Raw genomic sequence first — 22,558 nt, forward strand, 5'->3', positions numbered from 1 at the left:
CATGTCCATCACTGCGAGCGAAGCCCGCAAGGAACTCTTTCCGCTGATCAAGAAGGTCAACGAGAACCACGAGGCCATCGAGATCGTCTCGAAGCACGGCAACGCCGTGCTCATCTCGGCCGAGGACTATGCGGCGCTGCGCGAGGGCTCGTACCTGCTGCGCTCGCCGGCGAACGCGCGTCGGCTGCTCAAGGCGTACGAGAACGCCCTGGCCCACGTCAATGTGTCGGAGCGGCAGCTGATCGATCCGGACTCGGCGGACGCTGGTGCGGGTGCCGCGTGAGGCTCGTCTTCGAGGATCAGGGCTGGGAGGACTACACGTCCTGGCTCAAGAACGACCGCAAGATGCTCGCCCGGATCAACAAGCTCATCGAGGACGTCAGGCGTGACCCGTTCACGGGCATCGGTAAGCCGGAGCCGCTGAAGTATCACCTGCCCGGGGCGTGGTCGCGGCGGATCGACGACGAGCACCGCCTCGTCTACCTGGTGACGGACAAGGAGATCGTCGTCCTCGCTGCCCGCTACCACTACTGATCGCCGGTGCTGGGATGGTGCTGGTGATCAGCTTTCAGTTGTTGCGCGGTGGGGTGAGCTTGTCGAGGTCAAGGGTGATCTCGAAGGGCACCGGGCGGTGGAGGGTGTTCCGGAAGATGCCCGCGGGGGCGTAGGCGCCCGTGGGCTCGTCGAGCTCGTAGGCGTGGACCACAGGAGCGCCGTCCTCGTCCTCGATGCACCAGTAGTGCGGGATGCCGGCCTCGGCGTACTTGCGGAGTTTCACCGTGCGATCGCGGTGGGCCGATTCCGGGGAGACGACCTCGATGACGAGCTGGACGTCCTCCGGTGCGAACCAGGTGCGGTCGCCGTCGAAATCGGCCGTCGTCACCAGCAGGTCCGGTTCGGGACGGTTGCGCGGGTCGAGCTTGATGGTCATTTCGCGGCCGACCCTGTGTCCCACTGGGGCCTGAGCCCTGAGGGCCAGCGTGAGGTCGGTGACGATCTCTCCGTGCCACCAGCGTTGGGGCGACATCATGAAGACGAGGGCTCCGTCGATCAGTTCGGTGTGGCGCGGTGCTTCCGGGAGGCGGTCCAGGTCCTCCGCGAACCAGCCTTCCGCGCGCGGCGGGCGCATCCAGTCGGGCAGTGCGGTCATGGCTTCACGGTAGCGGCTGCCGCCGTCCCGGGGGCCCGGCTCCGCGGGAATCCAGGCGGCGGAGGAAGGCGAGGACGCCTGCTGAGCCTGCGGACCAGGTGGCGGTGGAGGTGGTCAGGGTGCTGTCCGGGAACGTGGGGCGGGAGCTCGGGCCGCCGCTGCGGCTCAGGATGATCAGCGCGACCTTCTCGGCGGCGTCCAGGAATTCCTCGGCGTCGCGGGCGTGCGCGACGTCCAGCAGGAGCTCGCCGACGCCCGACAGGCCGCAGCACTGGCCGACCAGGGGCATGCGCGGGGCGAGCGCCGCGCAGGTGCGGGCGCTGCGCTCGGCCAGGGTCAGGTAGCCGGGTTCGTCGAGGAGGGCGGCGGCCCGGGCGAGGACCGTGCCGATCCCGGCGAGGCCGCGGCACCACGAGCCGTAGCGGCGCGTCGCGCCCGGTGCGCCCGCCGCCGCGATGACGTCCGGGGTGCGCGCGGCGAGCTGCGCGCACGCCCGCCGGGCCCGGTCGATCGCGGCGGGGTCGCCCGTGGCGGCGCCGTACTCCAGCAGGAAGTGCGCGACCCCCGCCGTGCCGTGCGCGATGCCCTCGCCCAGTGCGGCGCCGCCGGGCGTGCCCGGGCCCGTGGTCGACAGCCGGGCCTCCCCGGACGCGAGCATCCGGGCGCACTCGGCGGCGAGGGCGAGGTGGTCGCCCGCAGCGCCGGGGTGTCGGGCCAGGAGGAGGTGCCCCAGGCCGATCCCGGCGGCGCCCTCGATCAGGTCGGCTTCCGGCGGCCCGCCGTCCGGAGTGCGGGTGGGGAGGAGGGGGACGGGCGGGAGGGACGGGCGCGGTGCACCCGCCGACGTGAGGAAGAGCTCCACGCCGGTGTGGCCCGAGTAGAAGCCCGGCGACATGCTCTTGGACCTCGGCTGCGCCGCGGTCCACCGCGCCAGTGCGGCCACGGCGTCGCGCACGCCCGGCCGGTTCCGGTGGTGGAGGAGTTCCAGGCCGAGCCCGGAGGTGCCGCCGTAGACGTCGATCGGTGTCGGGACGTGCAGGCGGGCGGCGCGCACCGGGTCCACGATCCGCAGTGCCTCCTCGACGCAGAAGGCCGTGGTGTGCTCGATGATGTCCGTCAGCCGGTCGGCGTCGAGCCGGTCCCCTCGGTGTGGTCGGTGCGAGGGGCCCGGACCGTTGCTGCCGCTGCCGCCGCTCGTGCCGGACGGGTCGCCGCGGAGCCGGGCCGCGGTGGCGGTCCGTACGGTCGGGGTCAGGCTCATCAGGCCGGTGATCGCCGACCGGATCCCCTGGTGGGCCGGGCCGGGCAGGGCCCAGGCCAGGGCGTCGAGGGTCCGGTCCCGGTTGACCGCGGCGTCGGCGTCGACGATCACGGGGTCCAGGCCGGTGGCGGCGAAGCACAGGGTCGCGCCCAGGGCGTAGTAGTCGTCGGCGGAGGCGGCCGGCCCGGTCGCGGGGAGGACCGGCCCGCCGTAGCCGGGGGTCGCGCCGCCCGGGCCGGCGCCGTCCCGCTCGCTGATCCCGAAGTCGATCAGGTGGCACCGGCCCGCCCCGTCGAGGACCACGTTGTCGGGCTTGAGGTCGCGGACCACGACGCCCCGGGCGTGGACCTCGTCGAGGGTCCGCAGCAGGCGGGTGGCGAGGTGGGTGAGGGTGAGCACCCCGTAGGGGCCGTTCTCCTGGACGTCCCGGCGCAGGTCCCGGTCGCCGCAGTCGGTCAGCACCAGGTACTCGTCCGGCGCGTGCAGGAAGTAGTCCAGGCCGCGCGGCACGCCCGGGACGGAGTCGAGCGCGGCGAGGATCCGGCGTTCGTTGCGCAGCCGGTCGCGGGTGTCCGTACCGGCGGCGTCCTCGGACACGAAGGCCCGCGCCTGCTTGATCACCACGGGGCGTCCGGTGGCCCGGTCCAGGGCGCGGTAGACGTTCCCCTGGGGCTTGCGGACGATCCCGGCCGTGACCGCGTAGCGGCCGCCCACGCCGAAGCCGAAGCCGAAGCCGAAGCCGAAGCCGAAGCCGAAGCCGAAGCCGGAGCCGGAGCCGGCGCCGGGTCCCGGTCCCGGTCCGGCCGCCGCCTCCGGAGTCGCCGCGGGCGGCGCCGCGGGGGCCGGCGCGAAGGGGTCCTCGGCCCAGGGCGGGCAGCGGTACGCGTTGCTCGCCAGCCCGTCGAAGAGCTGGCCGTCCGGTCCGGCCATGACCGATTCGAGCCGCCCGCTGCGGCCGGTCCGGTAGTCGCCGGTGAAGGGCCCGTAGCGGTAGTAGACGGGTGCGTGCGGATCGACCTGCCGGTCGCTGACGACCCGTGGCCCCTCGCGGCCGCGCAGTACGTCGACCAGCTCCGCGGCCAGGGCGACGACGGCGCCGGGGCCGGGATAGACGGTGATCGCCTTGCCCACGAGGCCGGGGCCGGACGCCCCGGAATTGATGGTGCGCAGCGTCTGTCGGTCCTTGGCGAACTTCGCGTGGCACACGTGCCGGCGCAGGACGGGCAGGACGAGGGCGCACACCTCGGCGAGCGCGCCCGGGCGGGCCGACACGTGCAGCTTCCAGCCGTGGTCCATCGCCGGCATCCGCGGGTCGTTCAGGTACGACCACGTGTCGTCGGACCAGCCGGCCGCGCCGGCGACGGACCCGGTCACCGCTAGGAGTTGTTCTCGCAGGCGAAGCGGGTGGTGGCGGTCACCCACGGGTCGGCGAGACAGGCGGTGTGCTCGCGGTCGCCGCGGTCGTCGTCCTCGAACGCGATCGTCTCGTCGTCGACGAGCAGCGGACCCGCGTCGAGGAACTCGTCGAGCTCCGCGATCCGCGCGGTGGCAGTGGCAGTGGCAGTGGGCATGTGACGCCTCCGTGTCGTGTGTCCTGTCGTACGTGCTCAGGCGGGTGCCCGATCCCCCGAAGGTAGGGAGGCCCGGTCCGGCCGACCAGGGCCAAAAGCGCAGCCTCCCCGGCGGTGGGGCACGTTCGGATCGATCTGGGTTCCGGTGGTCATTTGGTGAGATGCAGGTCATTTATTTGCCTGGATTTGAAACCTCGGGCCGGATTCGGCCATCAGGAGTAGAGGGGATGCCCCGCCGTTCTGTCCCGCGAGGGCAGTCATGACCGTTCGGAGCGATGTCAGTGCACCAGTACCCGCAGCGCCAGCGGCCCGATGACCAGCCGTCCGGGGGCCGGCCGTACGAGCCGTACGGGGCCCAGCCCCACCAGGACCAGCCGTACGGCGCCCAGCCCTACCAGGACCAGCCGTACGGCGCCCAGCCCTACCAGGACCAGCCGTACGGCGCCCAGCCGCACGGCGGTGAGTACGGGGCGGGCGGCTCCGGTCGGCGCGGCGGCCGGACCCCGCGGCCCAAGCGGTCCCGGCGCGCGGTGTGGATCAGCGCGGCCCTCGCCGTCGTGCTGCTGGCGGGCGGCGGCTTCGGGGCCTGGAAGGCGGGCTGGTTCTCCGGCGACGGCGACCCGGTGAGCTTCGGCAAGACCCCGCCCCCGGCCGCGGACGCCAGTACTCCGGGCGGAGGCCGGTCGGCGAAGCCCAGCGGCGACCCGGACGTGCAGCTGCCGACGGGGCCGAAGGCGGACTTCAAGCAGACCGGCAGCCTCGACGACGGCACGAAGATAGCCAAGACCCGGCTGACCGGGGCGAAGTCCGGCTTCACGGGCGACGTGTGGGTGTGGGCGCCGAAGGAGTACGACGAGCCGAAGTACGCGAAGAGCGCCTTCCCGGTGATGATCGCGCTCCCCGGCGGCAACGGCTTCCCCAGCAACTACTGGTCCGACCGCAGCCTCGGCCTCCAGAAGGCCATCAGCGACGGCGTCCAGGCGGGCACCAGCCTGCCGTTCGTGCTGATCATGCCGGTGCTGAACCCGGACGAGAAGAACTACTACGACGGCTCCGACATCCCGGGCCAGCCCAAGATGGGCACCTGGATCGCCGATGACATCCCGGACTTCGCCCGGGCCAATTTCCGCACCTACAAGTCGCGCGACGGCTGGGCCTTCATGGGCTCCTCCTCCGGCGCCTTCGTCGGGCTCAAGCAGGTGCTCCAGCATCCGGACCGGTTCAAGGCCGTGATCGCGAGCGGTGGCGAGATAGTCCCCGATTCCCCGCTGTGGAAGGGGGACACCCAGCTGATGGACGAGAACAACCCGCGCAAGCTCGCCCAGAAGCTCATCGACACCAAGGGCCCCGAGGTCTACGTCAACTTCCAGCTCGGGACCAAGGAGAAGGACCGGGCCCGGATGGAGAAGTTCCAGGCGGAGTTCGGCAAGGGCCCGGTCAAGGTCACCATCCGGGACATCCAGAACGGCGAGCACAACGGCTGGCACTACGTGCGCGGCATGAAGGAAGGCTCGCTGGAGTGGATCAGCAAGGCGATGAAGGGCCCCAAGCCCGCCGAAGGCTGACCCCGGCCGCGCCCCGGCCCCGTGCGCCCGTGCCCCTGTGCCCCGTGCCCCCGTGCCCCCGTGCGCCCCGGCGCACGGCGCGTTAGATGCACGTCACGGTCGTCCCAGGCAACCCGACCCGCCGATAGTCCCTCTCATAGGGGTGTAAGGGGGACCAAACGGTCCTGCCCGCCCTCGTAGCGGGCGCCGGAAAGGAAACGGGACACTTCCGTGCAGCAAGACCAGCAGCTCGACCACCCGCAGTCGGACCCGCAGTCGGACCCGCAGTCGCAGGGCGGCCCCTCGACCGGGGGCGGCCGTCGCAAGCACCCCCGCCGCCGCCTGATCGGCGGCGCGCTGGCCCTGGCCCTGACCGCCGGGGGCGGCGCGGCGGCGTACGGGTTCGGGCTCTTCTCCGACATAGGCGACCCGATGTCCTTCGGCCGGGTCCAGGAGACCGCGAGCGACGTCACCGACGCCCACGCGGATACGGGTACGGGTGCGGGTGCGGTGAACGGCGTACGCATGCCCACCGGCCCCCGGGCCGCCTTCGAGCGCTCCAGCCGGCTCCCCGACGGCACCGAGATCGGGAAGACCACCCTGGTCGGGAAGAAGTCGGGCTTCACGGGCGACGTGTGGGTGTGGGCGCCGAAGGAGTACAACGATCCGCGCTACGACAAGAGCGCCTTCCCGGTGCTGATCGCCCTGCCCGGCGGCCGCGGCTACCCCACCAACTACTGGGGCACCGGCCCCGGCCTCGGCCTCCAGCAGGCCGTGATCGACGGGGTGAAGTCGGGCAAGAGCCTGCCCTTCCTGCTCGTCATGCCGGTGATCAACGCCGACACGAAGCACCACTTCGACGGCTCGGACATCCCGGGGGAGCCCAGGATGGGCACCTGGATGGCCGATGACGTGCCGGATTTCGTGAAGGCCAATTTCCGTACCTTCACCTCCCGCGACGGCTGGGCCTTCATGGGTTCCTCCTCCGGCGGGTTCGGCGCCTTCAAGCACGTCCTGAAGTACCCGGACCGGTTCAAGGCGGTCATCGCCAGCGGTGTCGACTTCGTGCCCGATTCCCCGCTGTGGAAGGGCGACGTCAAGGCGATGGACGAGAACAACCCGGAGAAGCTGGCCGAGAAGCTGATCAAGGCGGGCGGTCCGGACGTCTACATCAACTTCCAGATCGGCACCAAGGAGAGCGGCCGGGACAAGGCCGAGAAGTTCATGCGGGACTACACGAAGGGCCCGGTGCACACCCGCCTGCAGGTCATCCAGGATGGTGAGCACAATGGGAAGTCGTACGTCCGTGGCATGAGGGAGGGTTCGCTGGAGTGGATCAGCAAAGTACTGCTGCCCCCGACCCCCGGACCGAGCGCGAGCACGGGTCCTGGGACGGGCCCCGCGACGGCTCCCGCCACGACCCCCGCGGCCCCGGCCACGGCCCTGGCTCCCGTTTCCGCCGCGCGATGAGCAAGCCGGTGGTGATGGGCGCGTCCGCCGCGGCCGCCGGGCTCGTGGCGGTCGTCGCCGTCGTGGGCTTCGACTCGGCCGGTGCCGAGAAGCCCGAGGCGATGCCCTTCCCCACCGTCGGCGTGCTGATGGCCAACGGGGAGCACTGGTGCACGGCGAGCGTGGTCGACAGCCCCAAGGGCAACGTCGTCGCCACCGCCGCGCACTGCGTGGCCCCGGCGGGTGAGGACGGCTCGCCCGGCGAGGTGGCCCACGACGGCCTCGCCATCGGCGAGCTGTCCTTCGCCCCGGCCTTCTCCGGCGAGGGCAAGGGCTCGCAGCCCCTCGGGCGCTGGAAGGTCAGCGCGATCCACGTGGACGACCGCTGGACGAAGTGGGGTGACGACACCGCCGACTTCGCCTTCCTGACCGTGGAGCCCGACAAGAGCGGCCGCACCCTCCAGCAGGCGGTCGGCGACGGCGAGGCGCCGACCCCCGACTGGGCCTCGGGCTACGAGCGCGACGTCACCGTGGTCGGCTACCCGGACTCGGCCTTCAACCCGAAGAACCGGCCGGTCTCCTGCACCACCCAGACCGCGCACGACACCGAGGACCCGAACATGCTCCACATCAGCTGTGCGGGCTTCTGGACGGGCACCAGCGGCAGCCCCTGGATCGCCGACCGGGGCGGCCCCGGCTCGCCCGGCCGCATCATCGCGGTGCTGAGCGGCGGCGACACGGACGTGGACTCCACGGCCGCGCTCTTCGACGGGCGCGCGAAGGCCCTGTACGAGCGGGCCGCCCGCGGCTGACCGGACCCGCGGCCCGGCCCTGTGCCGCCCGGCCCCCCGGCCCCGCCCGGCGGCGGCCCCGGTCGGTCGACGCTACGTGCGGCGCTCGGTGCTCACGATCACGCACACCGCCGCCACCACGATCCCGCCGCCGACCAGGATCGGCCAGGTCAGCTCCTCGCCCAGGACCAGCGCGCCGAGGGTGACCGCGACGACCGGATTGACGTAGGCGTAGGTCGACACGAGCGAGAGCGGCGCCGACTGGAGCAGCCATACGTACGCCGTGAAGCCGACCAGCGAGCCCACGAGGATCAGGTAGCCCAGCGCCAGCCACGAGCGGGTGGAGAAATCGGCCGGGTCGAGACCGTGCTGCTCGCCCCGAGCCAGGCCCACCAGGAGGGCGGCGGCGCCGCCCGCGAGCATCTCGTAGGCGCTGGCGGCGAAGGGGTCGGCCGGCATCGGCAGCCGGTTCGAGGAGTACGAGCCCAGCGACCACAGCAGCGACCCGGCCAGGATCGTCAGCACGCCCCACAGCTCCACCTCGCCGCTGAGCCCCGGGCTGGTCAGCACGGTCAGCCCCGCGAGGCCCACGAGCACGCCGCCCAGCGTGCGCACCGGCGGCCGGTCGCCCCCGGTCAGGCGGAGCAGCACCACCCACATCGGCACCCCGGCGACCAGCAGCGCGGCCAGACCGGACGGCACGGCGGTCTCGGCCAGCACCACCAGGCCGTTCCCGCCGAGGACCAGCATCAGGCCCACCAGCACGGCCGAACCCAGCTGCGCCCGGGTCACCCGGAGCGCGGCCGGGCCGGACCGCCAGGCGACCAGGGCGGTCAGCAGCACGCCGGCCGAGAGGAAGCGGGCCCCGGCGGAGAGGAAGGGCGGCATCGTCTCCACGACGACGCGGATGCCGAGGTAGGTCGAGCCCCACACGACGTAGACGAGGGCGAGGGCGGCCCAGACGGCGCCGGAGGCCGCCCGGGGCCGGGGGGAGTCGATGAGGGTCGTCACCCCGGGATCCTACGATCGGACCGGCGGACCCTCGTACGGGCGGCACCCGCCTGTGTCAGCTCGCCCCGGGCCCGCCCCGGGCGGGCGCGGGGACACCGCCCCGTGCCCGCGAGGATCAGCCCTTGAACAGGGAGTTCACCTCGCCGTAGGAGAGGGACCCGGAGAGCGCGCCGTAGGTGCCGCCCGAGAGCAGCTCCTCGGTGGCGCGCCGGACCACGGCGTACGCGGCCTCCGCGACCCACGAGCCGAGGCTGACCCGGGCCACGCCCAGCTCGCCCAGCGCGGCGACGCTCGGCGCGTCGGGGCCGACCAGCACGTTCAGCGGGGCGTCGATGCCGCGGGCCAGCTCGGTCACGGTCGCCGGGTCGTACACGCCGGGCACGAAGATGCCGCTGGCCCCCGCCTCCAGGTAGGCGGCGGCGCGGGCCAGGGTCTCCTCCACCCGGGCCGGGCCGGGCTCGCCGAGGCCGAGGAGGTAGGTGTCCACGCGGGCGTTGATGTAGAGCGGGACGTCGAGGGCGTCCGCGGCCGCGCGGGCGGCGGCGAGGCGCTCGACCTGCTCGGCGGGGTCCCGGAAGCGGTCCTCGATGTTGACCCCGACGGCTCCGGCGGCCAGCACCCCGGCGACGGTCTGTCCGACCCCGTCGGCGTCGGCGCCGAAGCCGCCCTCGATGTCGGCGGTCACCGGTACGTCGACGGCGCCGACCACGCGGGCGATCAGGTCCAGGGCGCGGTCCCGGGCCAGCAGGTCCCCGTCGGGGGAGCCGAGGGACCAGGCGACACCGGCGCTGGTGGTGGCGACGGCGGGGGACCCGGCGGCCTCGACCAGGCGGGCGCTCGCGACGTCCCAGGCGTTGGCGAGGGCGAGCGGGGCGGCGGGGGTGTGCAGGGCGTGGAAGGCGCGGACGCGGGAGAGGTCAACGGACTTAGTCATGCGGGCATTTCATCAGAAGGGGGCGGCCCGGGGCTGGCGAAAACCGGACATCTGCGTGGACCGGAGCCATGCCTCCCGGGCCCCATGGGGCCCGGGAGGCATGGCCGCATGGCCGCGGTCAGGGGGCCAGGCCCGTCTTGGCGCCGGCGCCGCAGAGCGGGACGACCGCCGAGCGGCCCGCGAGCGGGTCACCGGGCGCGCCCGGGCCGACCGCGGCCCAGCACGCCACGCCCGTCGGCTCGACGAAGAGCCCCCGCGCCGCCAGGTCCCGCTGGGCCGCACGGATCTGCTCCTCGGACACCGTCAGGAAGGTGCCCCCCGACTCCCGCACGGCCGCCAGGATCTGCCGGGCCCGCGGCGGGGCCGGGATCGCGATCCCCTCGGCCAGCGTCGGTACGGGGTCCGGGACCGGGGCCGTCGGTTCGCGCTCGCCGGCGGCGAAGGCCCGCGCGAGCGGAGCCATGGCCTTCGCCTGGACGGCGATCAGCGCGGGGGCCCGTACGCCCGCGCGCGCCAGCTCCCGGGCCGCCAGCGCCGCGCCGAGCAGCAGCGTGCCGTTGCCCACGGGCACCACCAGGGCCTCGGGCAGCTCGCCGCCCAGCTCCTCCCACAGCTCGTACACGTACGTCTTCGTGCCGTGCAGGAAGTAGGGGTTGAAGACGTGGCTCGCGTAGAAGACGCCCGGCTCGTCGGCCGCCGCCCGCGCGGCGCGGGCCGCCGCCTCGCGCCCGCCCGGCACCACCCGGACCCGCGCCCCGTGCGCCCGCATCTGCTCGGTCTTCTTCTCCGAGGTGCCCTCGGGCACGAAGACCTCGCAGGGGAGGCCCGCCCGCGCGCTGTAGGCCGCGACGGAGGTGCCGGCGTTGCCACTGCTGTCCGCGACCACGTGCTGCGGACCGAGCCGTCGGGCCAGCTCGGCGAGCATCACCGCGCCCCGGTCCTTGAAGGACAGGGTCGGCATCAGGAAGTCGAGTTTGGCGGAGATCCGCCCGGTCAGCGGGACCAGCGGGGTGCGCCCCTCGCCGAGGGTCACCGCGGGCGCCCCCGGCAGCGGCAGCGCGGACCCGTAGCGCCACAGCGAGTTCGGCCCGGAGTCCAGCTCGACGGCCTTCGGCGGCTGCGGCGCGAAGTCCAGGTCCCAGGGGCCCGCGCAGACGGGGCAGCGCCAGGGCGCGGTGCGGACGTCGGCGCGGGCGCCGTCGTCGGGGCAGATGTAATCGGGAAGTGCGTGCGTCATGCGCGAACGGCTCCGCTCCGTCGGGTCTTCCACGGGCCCGGTCCCGGGCTCCGTCGTGGACTCGTGCAGGGTTCGGGGGTGGCCCGTCTCCGTGACGGATCGTACGCGGGGGGTGTTCGCCGGGCGGGGGGCGTGGGGGCGAGCGGCCGGCCGACCGTTGCCCCTGCGTACTATTCGCGCAGTCGTTCGCGCAACGCCGCACCCCCCACACCCCCGCATGATGGAGCAGCTCACGCCGTGAGTACCCCGCCGCAGCCCCCTCCCCCGCCGCCGCCTCCGCCCCGCGATCCGTGGGCCGCCCCGCCGTACGGGGCCCCGTACGGCTCCGGCCACCCCGGCGCTCCGGCTCCGGGCGGCAGGCCGCCGCTCAACGGCTTCGCCCTGGCCGCGCTGCTGGTCGGGCTGCTCTGTTTCCCGCCGCTCGGAGTGGTCTTCGGGATCGTGGCGCTGGTCCAGATCGCCGCGCGCGGGGAGCGGGGCAGGGGCTTGGCGGTCACCGGGCTCGCGGTCTCCGTGCTGATGTCGGGCGCGCTGGCGCTCGTCGCTGTGGAACTGGTGGGTCCGGTCGGCGAGCGGCTGGCCCGGGCGGCCGATCGCGGCACGGCCGGTACGGGCGGCACGGGGAGCGCCGCCCGTGACGTGGAGGGGGATCCGGCGGACCTGGAGCAGGTACGGGCCGGGGACTGCTTCAACGTGCCGGGCGCGGACCTGCTCGCCGAGGCGCCCCTGGTCTTCAAGGTGGCGTGCACCCGCCCGCACCACGGCGAGATCACCGCGTCCTTCCTCGCGGACCCGGGCGCCTTCCCGGGCGAGGAGGCCCTCGCGGCGCGGGCCGAGGAGCGCTGCTGGCTGGCGCAGGACACCTACGCCATGGACACGTGGGCGCTGCCGGAGTTCGCGGAGATGTACTTCTTCGCGCCGAGCGAGGACGAGTGGGAGCAGGGCAGGCGCAGCGTGCTGTGCGTGCTCGGCACCACGGAGGGCGAGCAGCGCGGGAGCCTGAAGCGCGACGCGACGATGTTGACGGCCGGGCAGGCGTCCTTCCTGGGCGCCGCGAACCGGCTGGACTCCGCGCTGACGGCCGCCCCGGTGACCGACCTCAAGGTCTCGCTGCCCCAGTACCGGGCGTGGGCGGCCAAGGTGGAACCGGCGATGGCGGCCGAGGCCGCCGTGCTGCGCGAGTCCAAGGCCGGCGCGCCGGCCGACGCGCTGCTCAAGGAGGTCGAGGCGGCCCGCGTGCAGTGGCGGGCGGCGGCGGACGCGCAGCGGCCGGAGGACTTCCGCGCGGCGTGGAGCCGGGCGGTGGACGCGACGTCGGTCGAGACGGAGCGCACGCTGCGCGGGGCGCTCGGGCTGGCGACGAAGGTGCCGTCGTGGCTGGAGGATTCGGACGGTTCGGACACGGGCTGGCTCGACGGCGAGGGTGCCGGGTCGCAGTCGGTCTAGCCGGGACCAGGACCAGGACCATGACCGAGACCGTCACCCCGGCCGTCACCGTGAACGTCACCGAGATCATCGGCGCGGCTGTAACGCAGGGTAACGGGTTTCGGTGACCTGGCTTCATCACTTCGAGTGAAACTTTGGCCCTTGCTTGCGGTGCACAACCGTAGGTTGCCAGGCTGTAGCTGTCTGTCAACCTGATGGGAGTGGCTAGTGACTTTCGGTGAGCAGCCGGCCTATCTTCGCGTCGCCGGTGACCTGCGACGGAAGATCGTCGACGGGTCCCTGCCCCCGCATGCGCGGCTCCCTTCGCAGGCCCGCATCCGCGAGGAGTACGGGGTCTCCGACACCGTCGCCCTGGAGGCCCGCAAGGTCCTCATGGCGGAGGGGCTCGTCGAGGGCCGCTCCGGTTCGGGGACCTACGTGCGGGAGCAGCCGGTGCCGCGCCGGGTGGCCCGCGCCGGGTACCGCACGACGGGGGCGTCCACCCCCTTCCGGCAGGAGCAGGCGGACTCGGGCAGCCGCGGCACCTGGGAATCCAACAGTGAACAGACCGAGGCGCCGACCGAGGTCGCCGCACGGCTGGGCATCGAGCCGGGGGAGCGGGTGATGCGCACGCGCTACGTCTTCCGTGACGCGGGCGAGGCGATGATGCTCTCCACCTCGTGGGAGCCCCTGTCCGTGACCGGTCGCACGCCGGTGATGCTGCCGGAGGAGGGCCCGCTCGGCGGGAGCGGCGTGGTGGAGCGGATGGCCGCCATCGACGTCGTCGTGGACAACGTGGTGGAGGAGGTCGGCGCCCGGCCCGGGCTGGCCGAGGAGATCCTGGCGCTGGGCGGAGTGCCGGGGCACGTGGTGCTGGTGATCGGGCGGACGTACTTCGCCTCCGGCCGCGCCGTGGAGACGGCGGACGTGGTGGTCCCGGCCGACCGCTACCGCCTCGCCTACCACCTGCCGGTCCGCTAGTCCGCGACCCCGGCCCCGGCCCGGTCGGGTGCGGTGTAACGCCCCGGTCATGCGCGGGCCCCGGGTGTAACCCCGGGGCAATGCGGTGAGGTGACGGGCCGTCACGCGCGGGGCCTAGCCTCGGCGCGCATGACGGACGCCACCACCACCCCTGCCGCCGGCCCCGCCGCCACGCGCGGCGCCCCGGAGCCGGCCCGCCGCTACGCCCGGCTCGCCGCGGACGAGAGCCGTGAGGACTTCTCCCTGCGGTACGCGCCGCACTCCTACCGCCGCTGGGGTCCCGCCACGGTCGCCGGTACGGCACTCGGCGGGATCGCCTACCTCGCCGACTTCGCGATCGGCGCCTCCATCGTCTTCGCCTACGGCTTCACCAGCGGGCTCGCCGCGATCCTGACCGCGGCCGTGGTCATCTTCCTCACCGGCATCCCGATCGCCCGGGCGTGCGCGACGTACGGCCTGGACATGGACCTGGTCACCCGGGGCGCGGGCTTCGGCTACTTCGGCTCGACCCTCACGTCGCTCATCTACGCCTCGTTCACCTTCATCTTCTTCGCCCTCGAAGGCTCGATCATGGCCCAGGCCATGCACCAGGCCGTCGGACTGCCGCTGGAGATCGGGTACCTGCTCACCACCCTGATCGTCATCCCCATCGTCTTCCGCGGTATGGGCGCGCTCGCCAAGGTGCAGGCGTGGACCCAGCCCCTGTGGCTGGTCGGCCTGGTGCTGCCGTTCCTCGTGCTCGGCTTCGAGCATCCGGCGGCCTTCGGCGCGTTCGCGCACTTCGGCGGGGTGCGGGGCGCGGGGGCCGGCTTCTCCTGGATCGGCTTCGGCTTCGGCACCGGCATCGCCCTGTCCCTCATCGCGCAGATCGGCGAACAGGCCGATTACCTGCGGTTCATGCCCGCCCGGACCCCGGCCACCAGCCGCCGCTGGAAGCTCGCCGTGCTCGCCGCCGGACCCGGGTGGGTGGTCATCGGCGCGGCCAAGCAGCTCGGCGGCGCCTTCCTCGCCTTCGTCGCGCTCGAAGCGGTGGGCGAGACCCGGGCCCTGGAGCCGATCGCCCCGCAGATCGAGGCGCTGCGCCCCTGGCTCGGCGGCCTCGCGCTGCCCGCCGCCGCGCTCTTCGTCATCGTGTCCCAGGTGAAGATCAACGTCACCAACGCCTACAGCGGCTCGCTGTCCTGGTCGAACTTCTTCTCCCGGATCACCCACCGGCACCCGGGCCGGGTCTGGTACATCTTCCTCAACCTGGCCATCGCGCTGACGCTGATGGAACTCGACATGTTCGCGATGCTCGGCAAACTGCTGGGCTTCTACTCCAACGTCGGCATCGCCTGGATCGCGGCGGTCGCCGCCGATCTGGTCATCAACAAGCGGCTCGGGCTGAGCCCGCCGTACATCGAGTTCAAGCGCGCCTACCTGTACGCCGTGAACCCGGCCGGCTTCGGGGCGATGGTGATCGCGTCCACCGTGTCGATCCTGGCCTTCGCCGGGGCCTTCGGGACGTACGCGGAAGCCTTCTCGACCTTCATCGCGGCCTTCCTCGCGCTCGTCCTGTGCCCCCTGATCGCCTGGGCGACCGGGGGGAAGTACTACCTGGCCCGACCGAACACGCTGACCGGCCCGGGCGTGGAGGTCGCGGACGTCACCGCGACCCACACCTGCGGGGTCTGCGAGAGCGCGTACGAGCTCCCGGACATCGCCGACTGCCCCGTCCAGGCCGGGCCGATCTGCTCGCTGTGCTGTTCGCTCAACGCCACCTGCGGCGACGTCTGCCGCAAGGGCGCCGGGGAGGGCGCCGGGGGAGGAGCGGTCGTCCTGCCGCTGCCGACGGTGCGCCGGCTCTGAACCGGCGTGCGCGACCCTTTCGCACTCATGGCCGGATGAGTACGCCTGGGAGGTACCTCTTCGTGAAAAACCGTATCCGCTGAGTAAAGGTCGGGCGTAAGCTCGGGCATATGCGTAATGCGGTTTCCTGGGCAGGTACATCGGCGGAGGGTGGGGCGCGATGAGCGACAGCGGTGCTCTGCTCCCATGGCTGGTCATACGGCAGGACGACAACGGCAACCGCTACCGCGTGGGCCGTTACCCGACGCGCGCCGAGGCCCAGAAGGTCGTCGACAGCCTCGATGACCGCGGGCACAAGCAGCTCTACTGGGTCGAGCGGCTCGGGCAGGGCGCCACCACCGCCAACTGACCACGCGCCGGTGTGACATAGGCTCCGCCCATGACTGAACGCGTGGTCGTGGGCGGAGCCCTTTGCCGTGACGGGCGCCTGCTGGCCGCCCGACGCAGCGCCCCGCCCGAGCTGGCCGGCCGTTGGGAGCTGCCGGGCGGGAAGGCCGAACCGGGTGAATCCGTCCCCGAGGCCCTCGTGCGGGAACTGCGTGAAGAGCTGGGCGTGGAGAGCGAAGCCCTGGAGCGGATCCCGGGGGAGTGGCCCCTCAAGCCCGGCCTGGTGCTGCACGTGTGGACCGCGCGCCTGGTCTCCGGCGAGCCCGCGCCGCTGGAGGACCACGACGAGCTGCGCTGGCTCGGGCCGGACGAGTTGGACTCCGTGGACTGGCTCGACCAGGACCGCCCCGCCGTCGCCGAAGCCGGTCGGCGGCTGCGCGCGCAGTAGTTCGTCTCCTTCGGATCGTGTCGCCCCGGTGGTGGTGGTCGGTCGGCGCGCGCCGGGGTCAACGGCGCGTCACCGGGGCGCGGCAGCTGGAGCAGGGGCGGCGGAGGGGCGCGGGGGCGCGTACGGCTCACGGTGTAGGCCAGGTGCACCACTGTGCGCCGGTGCCTGGGGGGTCGGATGGTACGACGCCGCGAATATCGGGTATGTCGCTATTAGTCCCTATCTCGTCCCTCCTCGTCGCTGACGAACCGGACTGGGGTCCGCTGCTGGCCCGGGAAGTGATCGGCGTGATCGACACAGATGGTGAATGTGCCGAATGGGACTTCCCTGCCGAGCCCGGCGCCGTCCGCACCGCCCGCCACGCCGTGCGCGGCAAGCTCCGCGCCTGGGGTCTGGAGGCGGTGTGCGACGTCACCGTCCTGCTGGTCAGCGAGCTGGTCACCAACTCGCTGCGGTACGCCTCCGGCCCGATCGGGGTCCGATTGGTACGGCGCGATTCCGCCACCGCCCAACCCGCCGCGGGTCCCGCCCTCCTCGTGGAGGTCTCTGATCCGCTTCCGGATCCGCCGCGCGAGCGGGTCGCCGCACCCGACGACGAGGGCGGTCGCGGGCTGCACCTGGTGGCGGTTTCGGCGCAACGATGGGGGACCCGGCACGGGAAGTCGGGCAAGACAGTGTGGTTCGAATTGGCCCTACCTGGTGAGTAACAAGGAGAAGGGTCTCTGACGATCATCGGGTGTGGCTCGAAATGAACGAGACCGTGCTGTGATCGTGAACGCCGTGCCGAGCGTGCCCGTGGTGCTGAATACTGCGGTCATGGCCGGTCCGGTTGCGGTGAGCTGGAGGGGACGGTCGCGTGAGCGAAATACCTGCGCAGGCACATCAGGCCCATGTGTCAGGGGAGGCGTGGAACGACTCCTTGTGGCACAGCAGCCCGCCTGGCTCGATATATGACTACATAAAGGTCGCATCCTTCTCGATCGGGCCCGATGGCCTCATCGACCAGTGGAGCCTGCGCGCCGAGGAACTCTTCGGGCTGAGCGCCGCCGAAGCGGTGGGCCGCGATCCGGTCGATGCCTTCATGCCCCCGGAACTCCGCCCCGGCGCGCACCGCAGGGTCGCCGAGATCCTCGACGGCAAGGAGTGGACCGGCTTGATCCCGTTCCGCATCCCCGACGGGGACGGCGAACACGGCGTGGCCGAGATCTACGTGATGCCCACCCAGACCGAGACCGCCGAGCGGGCCGCGCTCTGCGTCGTGGTCGACGTACGCGCGCTGCGCCGGATCGAGTCCGACCTGGCGGCCTCTCAGGCGATATTCGGTCAATCTCCCTTCGGCTTCCTGCTCTTTGGTACGGACCTCACCGTGCAGCGCGCCAACCGCCGCTTCGTCACCGTCTTCGGGGGCGGGGTGGAGGAGCATCGGGGTCGCACCGTCCACGACTACCTGCCCCCGCACGAGGCCGACCGGATGGCCGAGGCACTGCGCCGCGTCCTGGAAACCGGCGATTCGGTCACCGACCTGCGCATCACCGGCGCGGCCCCCGGCAGCCGCGACAACCGGCACTGGTCCATCAACCTCTACCGGGTGCACGGCGGCAACGGCCTGCCCATCGGCGTCGCGGGCCTGGGCACCGATGTCACCCGCCGCCACCTCGCCGCCCGCGAAGCCGCGGGCGTGCGCCGCAACCTCGCCCTCCTCAACGAAGCGGGCCACCGGATCGGGAACTCCCTCGACCTGGAGACCACCGCCCGCGAACTCCTCGACGTCACCGTCCCCGGCTTCTGTGACCTGGCCGCCGTGGACCTCTACCAAGGGCTCCTCCTCGGCGACGACGACCGCGACCGCCCCGCCCGGCCGCACGGACCCGGGGTCCCCTCGCTCCCCGGGGGCGGTCCCGGGCGCGCGCCCTCCGCACCGCTGCGCCGGGTCGCCTTCGCCTCCGCCGTCTCCGACGCACCGCTGTCCGGGCCCGGGCCCGGCGCGCTGGTCGCCGTGGGCGAGGTCCACCGCTACCCGCCGGGCTCGCCCGGCACCCTGGCCCTGCGCACCGCCCGGACGCGGCTGCTGGAGGGCGCCGCGCCCGAGGACCTGATCCAGTCCACCCTCGTCGTCCCGCTCGTCGCGCACGACACGGTGGTCGGCCTGGCCCAGTTCTCCCGCACGAAGGGCAGCGAGCCCTTCGGCGAGCGGGACCGGGCCGTCGCCGTCGAGCTCGCCGCGCGGGCCGCCGTGTGCATCGACAACGCGCGGCTCTACCGGCGCGAACACGAACGCGCGCTGATACTCCAGCGCAGCCTGCTGCCCCCCGGCGATCCGGCCGCGGCGGGCCTCGACATCGCCTGCCGCTACCTGCCCGGCAACGCGGCGACCGAGGTCGGCGGCGACTGGTTCGACGTCATCGAGCTGCCCGGGCACCGCACCGCGCTCGTCGTCGGTGACGTGATGGGCCGCGGCCTGCGGGCCGCCGTCGCCATGGGTGAACTGCGTACGGCCGTGAGGACCCTGGCCCTGCTCGACCTCGAACCGGCCGAAGTGCTGACGGCCCTGGACGAGGTGGCCCGGGGCCTCGGCACCCCCGGCGGTTCGCAGCAGGCCTCGCGGGCGGCCCTGCAGTCCCGCGACGCCGACCGGAACGACCTGTCGGAGGTCTACCTCGCGACCTGTGTCTACGCCGTCTACGACCCGGTGACCAGGCGCTGCACCATAGCCAACGCGGGCCACATGCCGCCCGTGCTGGTCGAACCCGCCGAACCCGGGGGCCCGCCCCGGCCCGCGCTGCTGCTGGAGGTGCCGCCCGGCATGCCGCTCGGGGTCGGCGGCGAACCCTTCGAGGAGGTCGAGGTGGACCTTCCCGAAGGCGCGCTGCTCGCCCTGTACACCGACGGGCTCGTCGAATCCCGCGACCACCCGCTGGAGGAGGGCCTGCGCGGGCTGCGGGAGGCCCTGGCCGATCCGGTGCGGCCGCTGGAGGACGTCTGCGACCACGTCCTGAGCTCGCTGCACACCCGGCACGGCGAGGACGACATCGCCCTGCTGCTGGCCCGGGTCCAGGGGCTGCCGATCGACGCGGTCGGCGACTGGCAACTGCCGCGCGAGGCCCGGTCGGTGGGCCGGGCGCGGGAGCTGGCCCGGGCGAAGCTGCCCGCGTGGGGCCTGGAGGGGCTGCTCGACACGACGGAACTGCTGGTGAGCGAGCTGGTGACGAACGCGCTGCGGTACGGGGAGGGCGAGATCAGGCTGCGGCTGCTGTTGGACCGGACCCTGGTGTGCGAGGTGTGGGACGGGAACCTGGTGCAGCCCCGGCGGCGGCGGGCCCGGGACACGGACGAGGGCGGGCGCGGGCTGCAACTGGTCGGGCTGCTGTCGGCCGGGTGGGGCACGCGGCGCACGCACCGGGGGAAGACGGTGTGGTTCGAGCTGCCGTTGCCGGGGGTGGCGGGGGAGGCGGTCGCCGAGCTGTCGGCGGAGCAACTGCTCAGCATGTACGGGTAGTTCCGGGGGTCGGGTGTTCCGGGGCGGAGGCGGGTGGGTCCGTGCGGACCGCTCCCGGGGCTCCGCCCCGGACCCCGCGCCTCAAACTCCCCCAGCTACCGCTGGGAGGTGCCCCCGGGCGAGGCTGGATGGGGCCGGGCGGGGCTGGATCGGGGCTGGATCGGGGTGGGTGGGTCAGCCTGCCTTCAGGGCCGCCAAGCGGGCTTCGACCTCCGCGTTCTTGTCGAGGTCGTCCAGGGCCTCGAACTGGGCGTCCAGGGTGGAGGCGGCCAGTTCTTGCTTGCCGAGGGCCATCGCCTCCTCGCGGCGGACCTTGTCCTCGAAGCGGTTCAGGTCGCTCGTCGGGTCCATCACGTCGATGTTCTTCACCGCGTCCATCATCGTGTTCTGCGCCTGCGCCGTCTTCGCGCGCGCCACCAGCTCGTCGCGCTTCGCCTGGAGCTCGGTCAGCTTGGTCTTCATCGAGTTCAGCCCGGTCTTGAGCTTCTCGACGACCTCCGTCTGCGCCGCGATCGTCGGCTCCGCCGTCTTCGCCTCCTTCTCCGACTGGAGCTGTCGGCCCAGCGCGACCTTCGCCAGGTTGTCGAACTTGTCCGCGTCCGTCGGCGTGCCCGGGGTTCCCGCCGTCCGCAGCTCGTCGGCCCTGCGGCTGGCCGCCAGGGCCTTGGCGCCCCACTCGGCCGCCGCGTTCACGTCCTCCGCGTGGTCCGCCTCCAGCATCCGCAGGTTGCCGATCGTGGTGGCGACGGCCTGCTCCGCCTCGGAGATGTTGTTCGTGTAGTCCCGGATCAGCTGGTCCAGCATCTTCTGCGGGTCTTCCGCCTGGTCCAGCAGCGCGTTGATGTTGGCCTTCGCGAGCTGGGTGACGCGGCCGAGGATGGTCTGCTTGCTCATGGGTGCCTACTCCTGGTGTGAAGGGGTGTCGGTGACGTCAGAAGCGGCCGCCACCGCCCATCCGGCCGCGGGTGCCCCCGCCGCCGAAGGAGCCCGGACCGCGGCCGCCACCCCCGAAGCCGCCACCGCCACCGCCGCCGAAGCCGCCGTACCCGCCCCCGCGGCCGCCGCGGCCGCCGCCGCCGAGGATCTCGCCGAGGATGATCCCGCCCAGCACCGCGCCGCCCATGCCGCCCTGCTGCGAGCGGCGGCCGCCGTACGGGTCCTGGTACGCCCGCACGTCCGCCTCCGCCAGCTGCTGCGCCTGCCGGGCGAGCGAGTCCGCCTGCTGCGCCTCCGCCAGCGCGGCCGCCGGGTCCGAGCCCGTCACCGCGAGCGAGCGCTCCAGGTGCCGCTGGGCCTCCGCCAGCCGGGTGCGGGCCTGACTGCCGACGGCTCCGCGGCTGGTGGTGACGTAGTCCGTGGCCGCACCGATCGCGCTGCGGGCCGACAGCAGGGCCTGGTCCAGCAGGGCCGCGGCCCGCCCGCGGCCCGACTCGCGCTCCCGGGCTCCGGCGAGCGCCTCGTCCAGGGCCGCGTCGGCCTCCTCGATCCGGCGCAGGGCGTCGATCGGGTCGTACCGGCCCGCGCCCTGCTCCGCCCGTACGTCGGCCAGTACGGACTCCGCCCGGCCGATCCGGCCCCGCAGGTCCGCCGTGGAGACGCCCTCGGCGGTTCCCGTCAGCAGCCCGCGGGCGTCCGCGAGGTCGGTCTCGGTCTCGTTCAGGGCGCCGGTCAGTTTGCCGGCCGCCTCGGCCAGCTCCTGCGCGCGCCGCTCCACCGCGTCCACCAGGGTGGCCGCCTGGTCGACGGCGCCCTCGGCCGCCCGCACGTGCACGGCCGCCTTGCCGTTGTCCCCGCCGTCGACCGCGGCGCGCGCCTCGCCGAGGCTCGTGGTGGCGAACAGCAGCCGGTCCTTGGCCTGTTCGGCGTTGGAGGCCACGGGGGCGGACGCGGCATCGGCGTACCGCCGGGCCAGGGCGGTCAAGGTCGCCTCGGCCGTCGAGGTCCGGCCGGTCAGCGCGCGGAAGTGCGCCTGTACGGTCTCCAGCGCCTGCGGGGCGTTCTTCTCCAGGGCGCGCAGCCGGTCGAAGTCGGCCGATTCGGCGTCGAGGCGCCGGCTGGCCTCGGTGCAGCGCGCCACGATCTCGTCCAGCATCCGGCGCCGGGTCGCGTCGTCCTCGGGATAGGCGTCGTCGAGCTGCTGGCGCAGCCGGAAGGCGTGCGTCAGCTCGTCCTTGGCGTAGGCCACGGCCGCGGTGAAGGGCCCCACCGCCGCCTCGCCGAACTGGGCCGAGGCGAAACCGAGTTCCTCGGTGCTGGTGCGGACCGCGTCGTCGGTCTCCACCAGCAGCGACTTGGCCTCGGCGTCGAGTTCGGCGAGCGGGAGCCGGGGCGGGCCCTGCTCGCCCCAGCCCGAGCGGGCCGTCGTACCGCGGTCGGTCGGGCCCTTGCGCTTGCGGCGGTTGTAGGCGTAGGCGCCGAGCGCGCCCGCGGCGCCGACCGCGATCACGGGGAGGACGAGGTCACCGGCCCCGCTCTCGCCGCCCGCCCGGTCCCCACCGGGATCGGCCACGCCCGGGGTGATCGCGGGCACCGGTACCGGCCGTCCCGCGAGCACGGCGTCGTAGCCGTCCGCCGCCCCGATCGCCGCGCCCGCCCAGTCGTTCTCCTTCAGAGCGGGCTCGATGGCGGTACGGGCGACGGACGCCAGCTGTTCCTTGGTGAAGCCGGAGTCGACGTCGGCCGAGTAGGCGTACTGCCGGGCCCCGGTCGCGACGGCGAGCAGGACGTCGTTCTGCCCGAGGCCGCTGCGCTGCGCGGTGGCATCGGCCCAGCTCTGGGCGGAACGTCCGGAGAAGTCGCGGACGTACGCCACGAACAGCTGGACGCGCTGGTCGGTGTACAGCTTGTCGAGGGCGGCGGCCACGGCGGGCTCGCGGTCGCCCAGGGCGCCCACCCGGTCGGTGATCTGCCCCTGCTGCGACAGGGTGACGGGATCGTCGGCCCGGGCCGGCGGGGCCCCGGCCGCGCCCTGGCCGCCGAGCGCGAGCAGCGCGGCGGCCAGGGCGAGCGCGGCCCGCAGGGATATCCGGGAGGTGGCGCTCGGCTTCGTCCTGCTTCTCGGCGGGATCACATTTGGGAGGTTATG

20 protein-coding genes are annotated in these 22,558 nt (G+C 73.3%); 12 read left to right on the forward strand and 8 right to left on the reverse strand.

Annotated elements, in window-relative coordinates; translation table 11 throughout:
- The first annotated feature begins 1 nt into the window (after position 1).
- Together ACIBEA_RS12410 and ACIBEA_RS12415 are read left to right on the forward strand one after the other, a co-directional pair.
- Entirely contained in the window at positions 2 to 283 is a 282-nt protein-coding gene (locus ACIBEA_RS12410; RefSeq protein WP_399259852.1) for a type II toxin-antitoxin system Phd/YefM family antitoxin, read from the forward strand.
- The gene (locus ACIBEA_RS12415) at positions 280 to 534 is read left to right on the forward strand and encodes a Txe/YoeB family addiction module toxin (RefSeq protein ID WP_351032907.1); all 255 of its coding nucleotides are present in this window, start codon (positions 280 to 282) and stop codon (positions 532 to 534) included. Before ACIBEA_RS12410 ends, ACIBEA_RS12415 begins: the two co-directional genes overlap by 4 nt.
- 34 nt (positions 535 to 568) lie before the next feature.
- On the opposite strand, the gene ACIBEA_RS12420 is transcribed toward ACIBEA_RS12415, so the two are convergent.
- The 3 genes from ACIBEA_RS12420 to ACIBEA_RS12430 are packed head-to-tail and all read right to left on the reverse strand — an operon-like array spanning position 569 to position 3,982.
- Positions 569 to 1,150, reverse strand: coding sequence for a Uma2 family endonuclease (locus tag ACIBEA_RS12420; protein ID WP_399259854.1), 582 nt, complete (start codon positions 1,148 to 1,150; stop codon positions 569 to 571).
- Between the two features lie 4 nt (positions 1,151 to 1,154).
- Positions 1,155 to 3,785: a class IV lanthionine synthetase LanL gene (gene lanL, locus ACIBEA_RS12425; protein ID WP_399259856.1), complete on the reverse strand. Its 2,631-nt coding sequence runs from the start codon at positions 3,783 to 3,785 to the stop codon at positions 1,155 to 1,157.
- A 2-nt stretch (positions 3,786 to 3,787) separates the two neighbouring features.
- A complete protein-coding gene (locus ACIBEA_RS12430) occupies positions 3,788 to 3,982 on the reverse strand; it encodes an SflA family class IV lanthipeptide (RefSeq protein WP_399259858.1) in 195 nt (64 codons plus the stop codon).
- Positions 3,983 to 4,257: 275 nt separating this feature from the next.
- On the opposite strand from ACIBEA_RS12430, the gene ACIBEA_RS12435 reads away from it, so the two are divergent.
- From ACIBEA_RS12435 to ACIBEA_RS12445, 3 genes are all read left to right on the forward strand, one after another.
- Entirely contained in the window at positions 4,258 to 5,547 is a 1,290-nt protein-coding gene (locus tag ACIBEA_RS12435; protein WP_399259860.1) for an alpha/beta hydrolase-fold protein, read from the forward strand.
- A gap of 210 nt (positions 5,548 to 5,757) precedes the next feature.
- Complete coding sequence (locus ACIBEA_RS12440; protein ID WP_399259862.1) at positions 5,758 to 6,996, forward strand: alpha/beta hydrolase; 1,239 nt, start codon at positions 5,758 to 5,760, stop codon at positions 6,994 to 6,996.
- A complete protein-coding gene (locus tag ACIBEA_RS12445) occupies positions 6,993 to 7,787 on the forward strand; it encodes a trypsin-like serine peptidase (RefSeq protein WP_399259864.1) in 795 nt (264 codons plus the stop codon). The genes ACIBEA_RS12440 and ACIBEA_RS12445 overlap by 4 nt, the downstream gene beginning before the upstream one ends.
- A 72-nt stretch (positions 7,788 to 7,859) precedes the next feature.
- Here the strand turns inward: ACIBEA_RS12445 and ACIBEA_RS12450 are convergent, their stop codons facing one another.
- The 3 genes from ACIBEA_RS12450 to ACIBEA_RS12460 all read right to left on the reverse strand — a co-directional run bounded on the left by ACIBEA_RS12450 (position 7,860) and on the right by ACIBEA_RS12460 (position 10,948).
- A complete protein-coding gene (locus tag ACIBEA_RS12450) occupies positions 7,860 to 8,777 on the reverse strand; it encodes an EamA family transporter (protein ID WP_399259866.1) in 918 nt (305 codons plus the stop codon).
- Positions 8,778 to 8,892: 115 nt separating this feature from the next.
- Positions 8,893 to 9,711 (reverse strand): isocitrate lyase/phosphoenolpyruvate mutase family protein, encoded by an 819-nt coding sequence (locus ACIBEA_RS12455; RefSeq protein WP_399259868.1) that lies wholly within the window; start codon positions 9,709 to 9,711, stop codon positions 8,893 to 8,895.
- A gap of 118 nt (positions 9,712 to 9,829) precedes the next feature.
- Positions 9,830 to 10,948 (reverse strand): threonine synthase, encoded by a 1,119-nt coding sequence (locus ACIBEA_RS12460; protein WP_399259870.1) that lies wholly within the window; start codon positions 10,946 to 10,948, stop codon positions 9,830 to 9,832.
- 237 nt (positions 10,949 to 11,185) lie between these two features.
- Between ACIBEA_RS12460 and ACIBEA_RS12465 the strand changes: the two genes are divergently transcribed.
- The 7 genes from ACIBEA_RS12465 (at position 11,186) to ACIBEA_RS12495 (ending at position 19,473) form a co-directional block, all read left to right on the forward strand.
- On the forward strand, positions 11,186 to 12,394 hold the full coding sequence (locus ACIBEA_RS12465) for a DUF4190 domain-containing protein (protein ID WP_399259872.1): 1,209 nt from the start codon (positions 11,186 to 11,188) through the stop codon (positions 12,392 to 12,394).
- A gap of 207 nt (positions 12,395 to 12,601) precedes the next feature.
- Entirely contained in the window at positions 12,602 to 13,354 is a 753-nt protein-coding gene (locus tag ACIBEA_RS12470; RefSeq protein WP_399259874.1) for a GntR family transcriptional regulator, read from the forward strand.
- Positions 13,355 to 13,483: 129 nt separating this feature from the next.
- Entirely contained in the window at positions 13,484 to 15,202 is a 1,719-nt protein-coding gene (locus ACIBEA_RS12475; RefSeq protein ID WP_399259876.1) for a purine-cytosine permease family protein, read from the forward strand.
- A gap of 160 nt (positions 15,203 to 15,362) precedes the next feature.
- The gene (locus ACIBEA_RS12480) at positions 15,363 to 15,551 is read left to right on the forward strand and encodes an SPOR domain-containing protein (RefSeq protein WP_399259878.1); all 189 of its coding nucleotides are present in this window, start codon (positions 15,363 to 15,365) and stop codon (positions 15,549 to 15,551) included.
- A gap of 30 nt (positions 15,552 to 15,581) precedes the next feature.
- On the forward strand, positions 15,582 to 15,977 hold the full coding sequence (locus tag ACIBEA_RS12485) for a (deoxy)nucleoside triphosphate pyrophosphohydrolase (protein WP_399259880.1): 396 nt from the start codon (positions 15,582 to 15,584) through the stop codon (positions 15,975 to 15,977).
- Positions 15,978 to 16,255: 278 nt separating this feature from the next.
- Positions 16,256 to 16,684, forward strand: coding sequence for an ATP-binding protein (locus tag ACIBEA_RS12490; RefSeq protein ID WP_399260146.1), 429 nt, complete (start codon positions 16,256 to 16,258; stop codon positions 16,682 to 16,684).
- 149 nt (positions 16,685 to 16,833) lie between these two features.
- Positions 16,834 to 19,473 carry a SpoIIE family protein phosphatase gene (locus tag ACIBEA_RS12495; RefSeq protein WP_399259882.1) on the forward strand — a complete coding sequence of 880 codons (2,640 nt, stop codon included), beginning with the start codon at positions 16,834 to 16,836 and terminating at the stop codon, positions 19,471 to 19,473.
- A gap of 174 nt (positions 19,474 to 19,647) precedes the next feature.
- On the opposite strand, the gene ACIBEA_RS12500 is transcribed toward ACIBEA_RS12495, so the two are convergent.
- Positions 19,648 to 20,367 carry a PspA/IM30 family protein gene (locus tag ACIBEA_RS12500; protein WP_399259884.1) on the reverse strand — a complete coding sequence of 240 codons (720 nt, stop codon included), beginning with the start codon at positions 20,365 to 20,367 and terminating at the stop codon, positions 19,648 to 19,650.
- A 37-nt stretch (positions 20,368 to 20,404) separates the two neighbouring features.
- Positions 20,405 to 22,543, reverse strand: coding sequence for a TPM domain-containing protein (locus tag ACIBEA_RS12505; protein ID WP_399259886.1), 2,139 nt, complete (start codon positions 22,541 to 22,543; stop codon positions 20,405 to 20,407).
- Positions 22,544 to 22,558 lie beyond the last annotated feature (15 nt).

The sequence above is a fragment of the Streptomyces sp. NPDC051555 genome (assembly GCF_044454405.1).
GTDB lineage: Bacteria > Actinomycetota > Actinomycetes > Streptomycetales > Streptomycetaceae > Streptomyces.

Bases quoted from the DNA above. Each gene is read 5' to 3' on its own strand.
- ACIBEA_RS12410 (WP_399259852.1), top strand. From the start codon at position 2: ATGTCCATCACTGCGAGCGAAGCCCGCAAGGAACTCTTTCCGCTGATC.
- ACIBEA_RS12420 (WP_399259854.1), bottom strand. From the start codon at position 1,150: ATGACCGCACTGCCCGACTGGATGCGCCCGCCGCGCGCGGAAGGCTGG.
- ACIBEA_RS12430 (WP_399259858.1), bottom strand. From the start codon at position 3,982: ATGCCCACTGCCACTGCCACTGCCACCGCGCGGATCGCGGAGCTCGAC.
- ACIBEA_RS12435 (WP_399259860.1), top strand. From the start codon at position 4,258: ATGTCAGTGCACCAGTACCCGCAGCGCCAGCGGCCCGATGACCAGCCG.
- ACIBEA_RS12445 (WP_399259864.1), top strand. From the start codon at position 6,993: ATGAGCAAGCCGGTGGTGATGGGCGCGTCCGCCGCGGCCGCCGGGCTC.
- ACIBEA_RS12455 (WP_399259868.1), bottom strand. From the start codon at position 9,711: ATGACTAAGTCCGTTGACCTCTCCCGCGTCCGCGCCTTCCACGCCCTG.
- ACIBEA_RS12460 (WP_399259870.1), bottom strand. From the start codon at position 10,948: ATGACGCACGCACTTCCCGATTACATCTGCCCCGACGACGGCGCCCGC.
- ACIBEA_RS12475 (WP_399259876.1), top strand. From the start codon at position 13,484: ATGACGGACGCCACCACCACCCCTGCCGCCGGCCCCGCCGCCACGCGC.
- ACIBEA_RS12480 (WP_399259878.1), top strand. From the start codon at position 15,363: ATGAGCGACAGCGGTGCTCTGCTCCCATGGCTGGTCATACGGCAGGAC.
- ACIBEA_RS12485 (WP_399259880.1), top strand. From the start codon at position 15,582: ATGACTGAACGCGTGGTCGTGGGCGGAGCCCTTTGCCGTGACGGGCGC.
- ACIBEA_RS12500 (WP_399259884.1), bottom strand. From the start codon at position 20,367: ATGAGCAAGCAGACCATCCTCGGCCGCGTCACCCAGCTCGCGAAGGCC.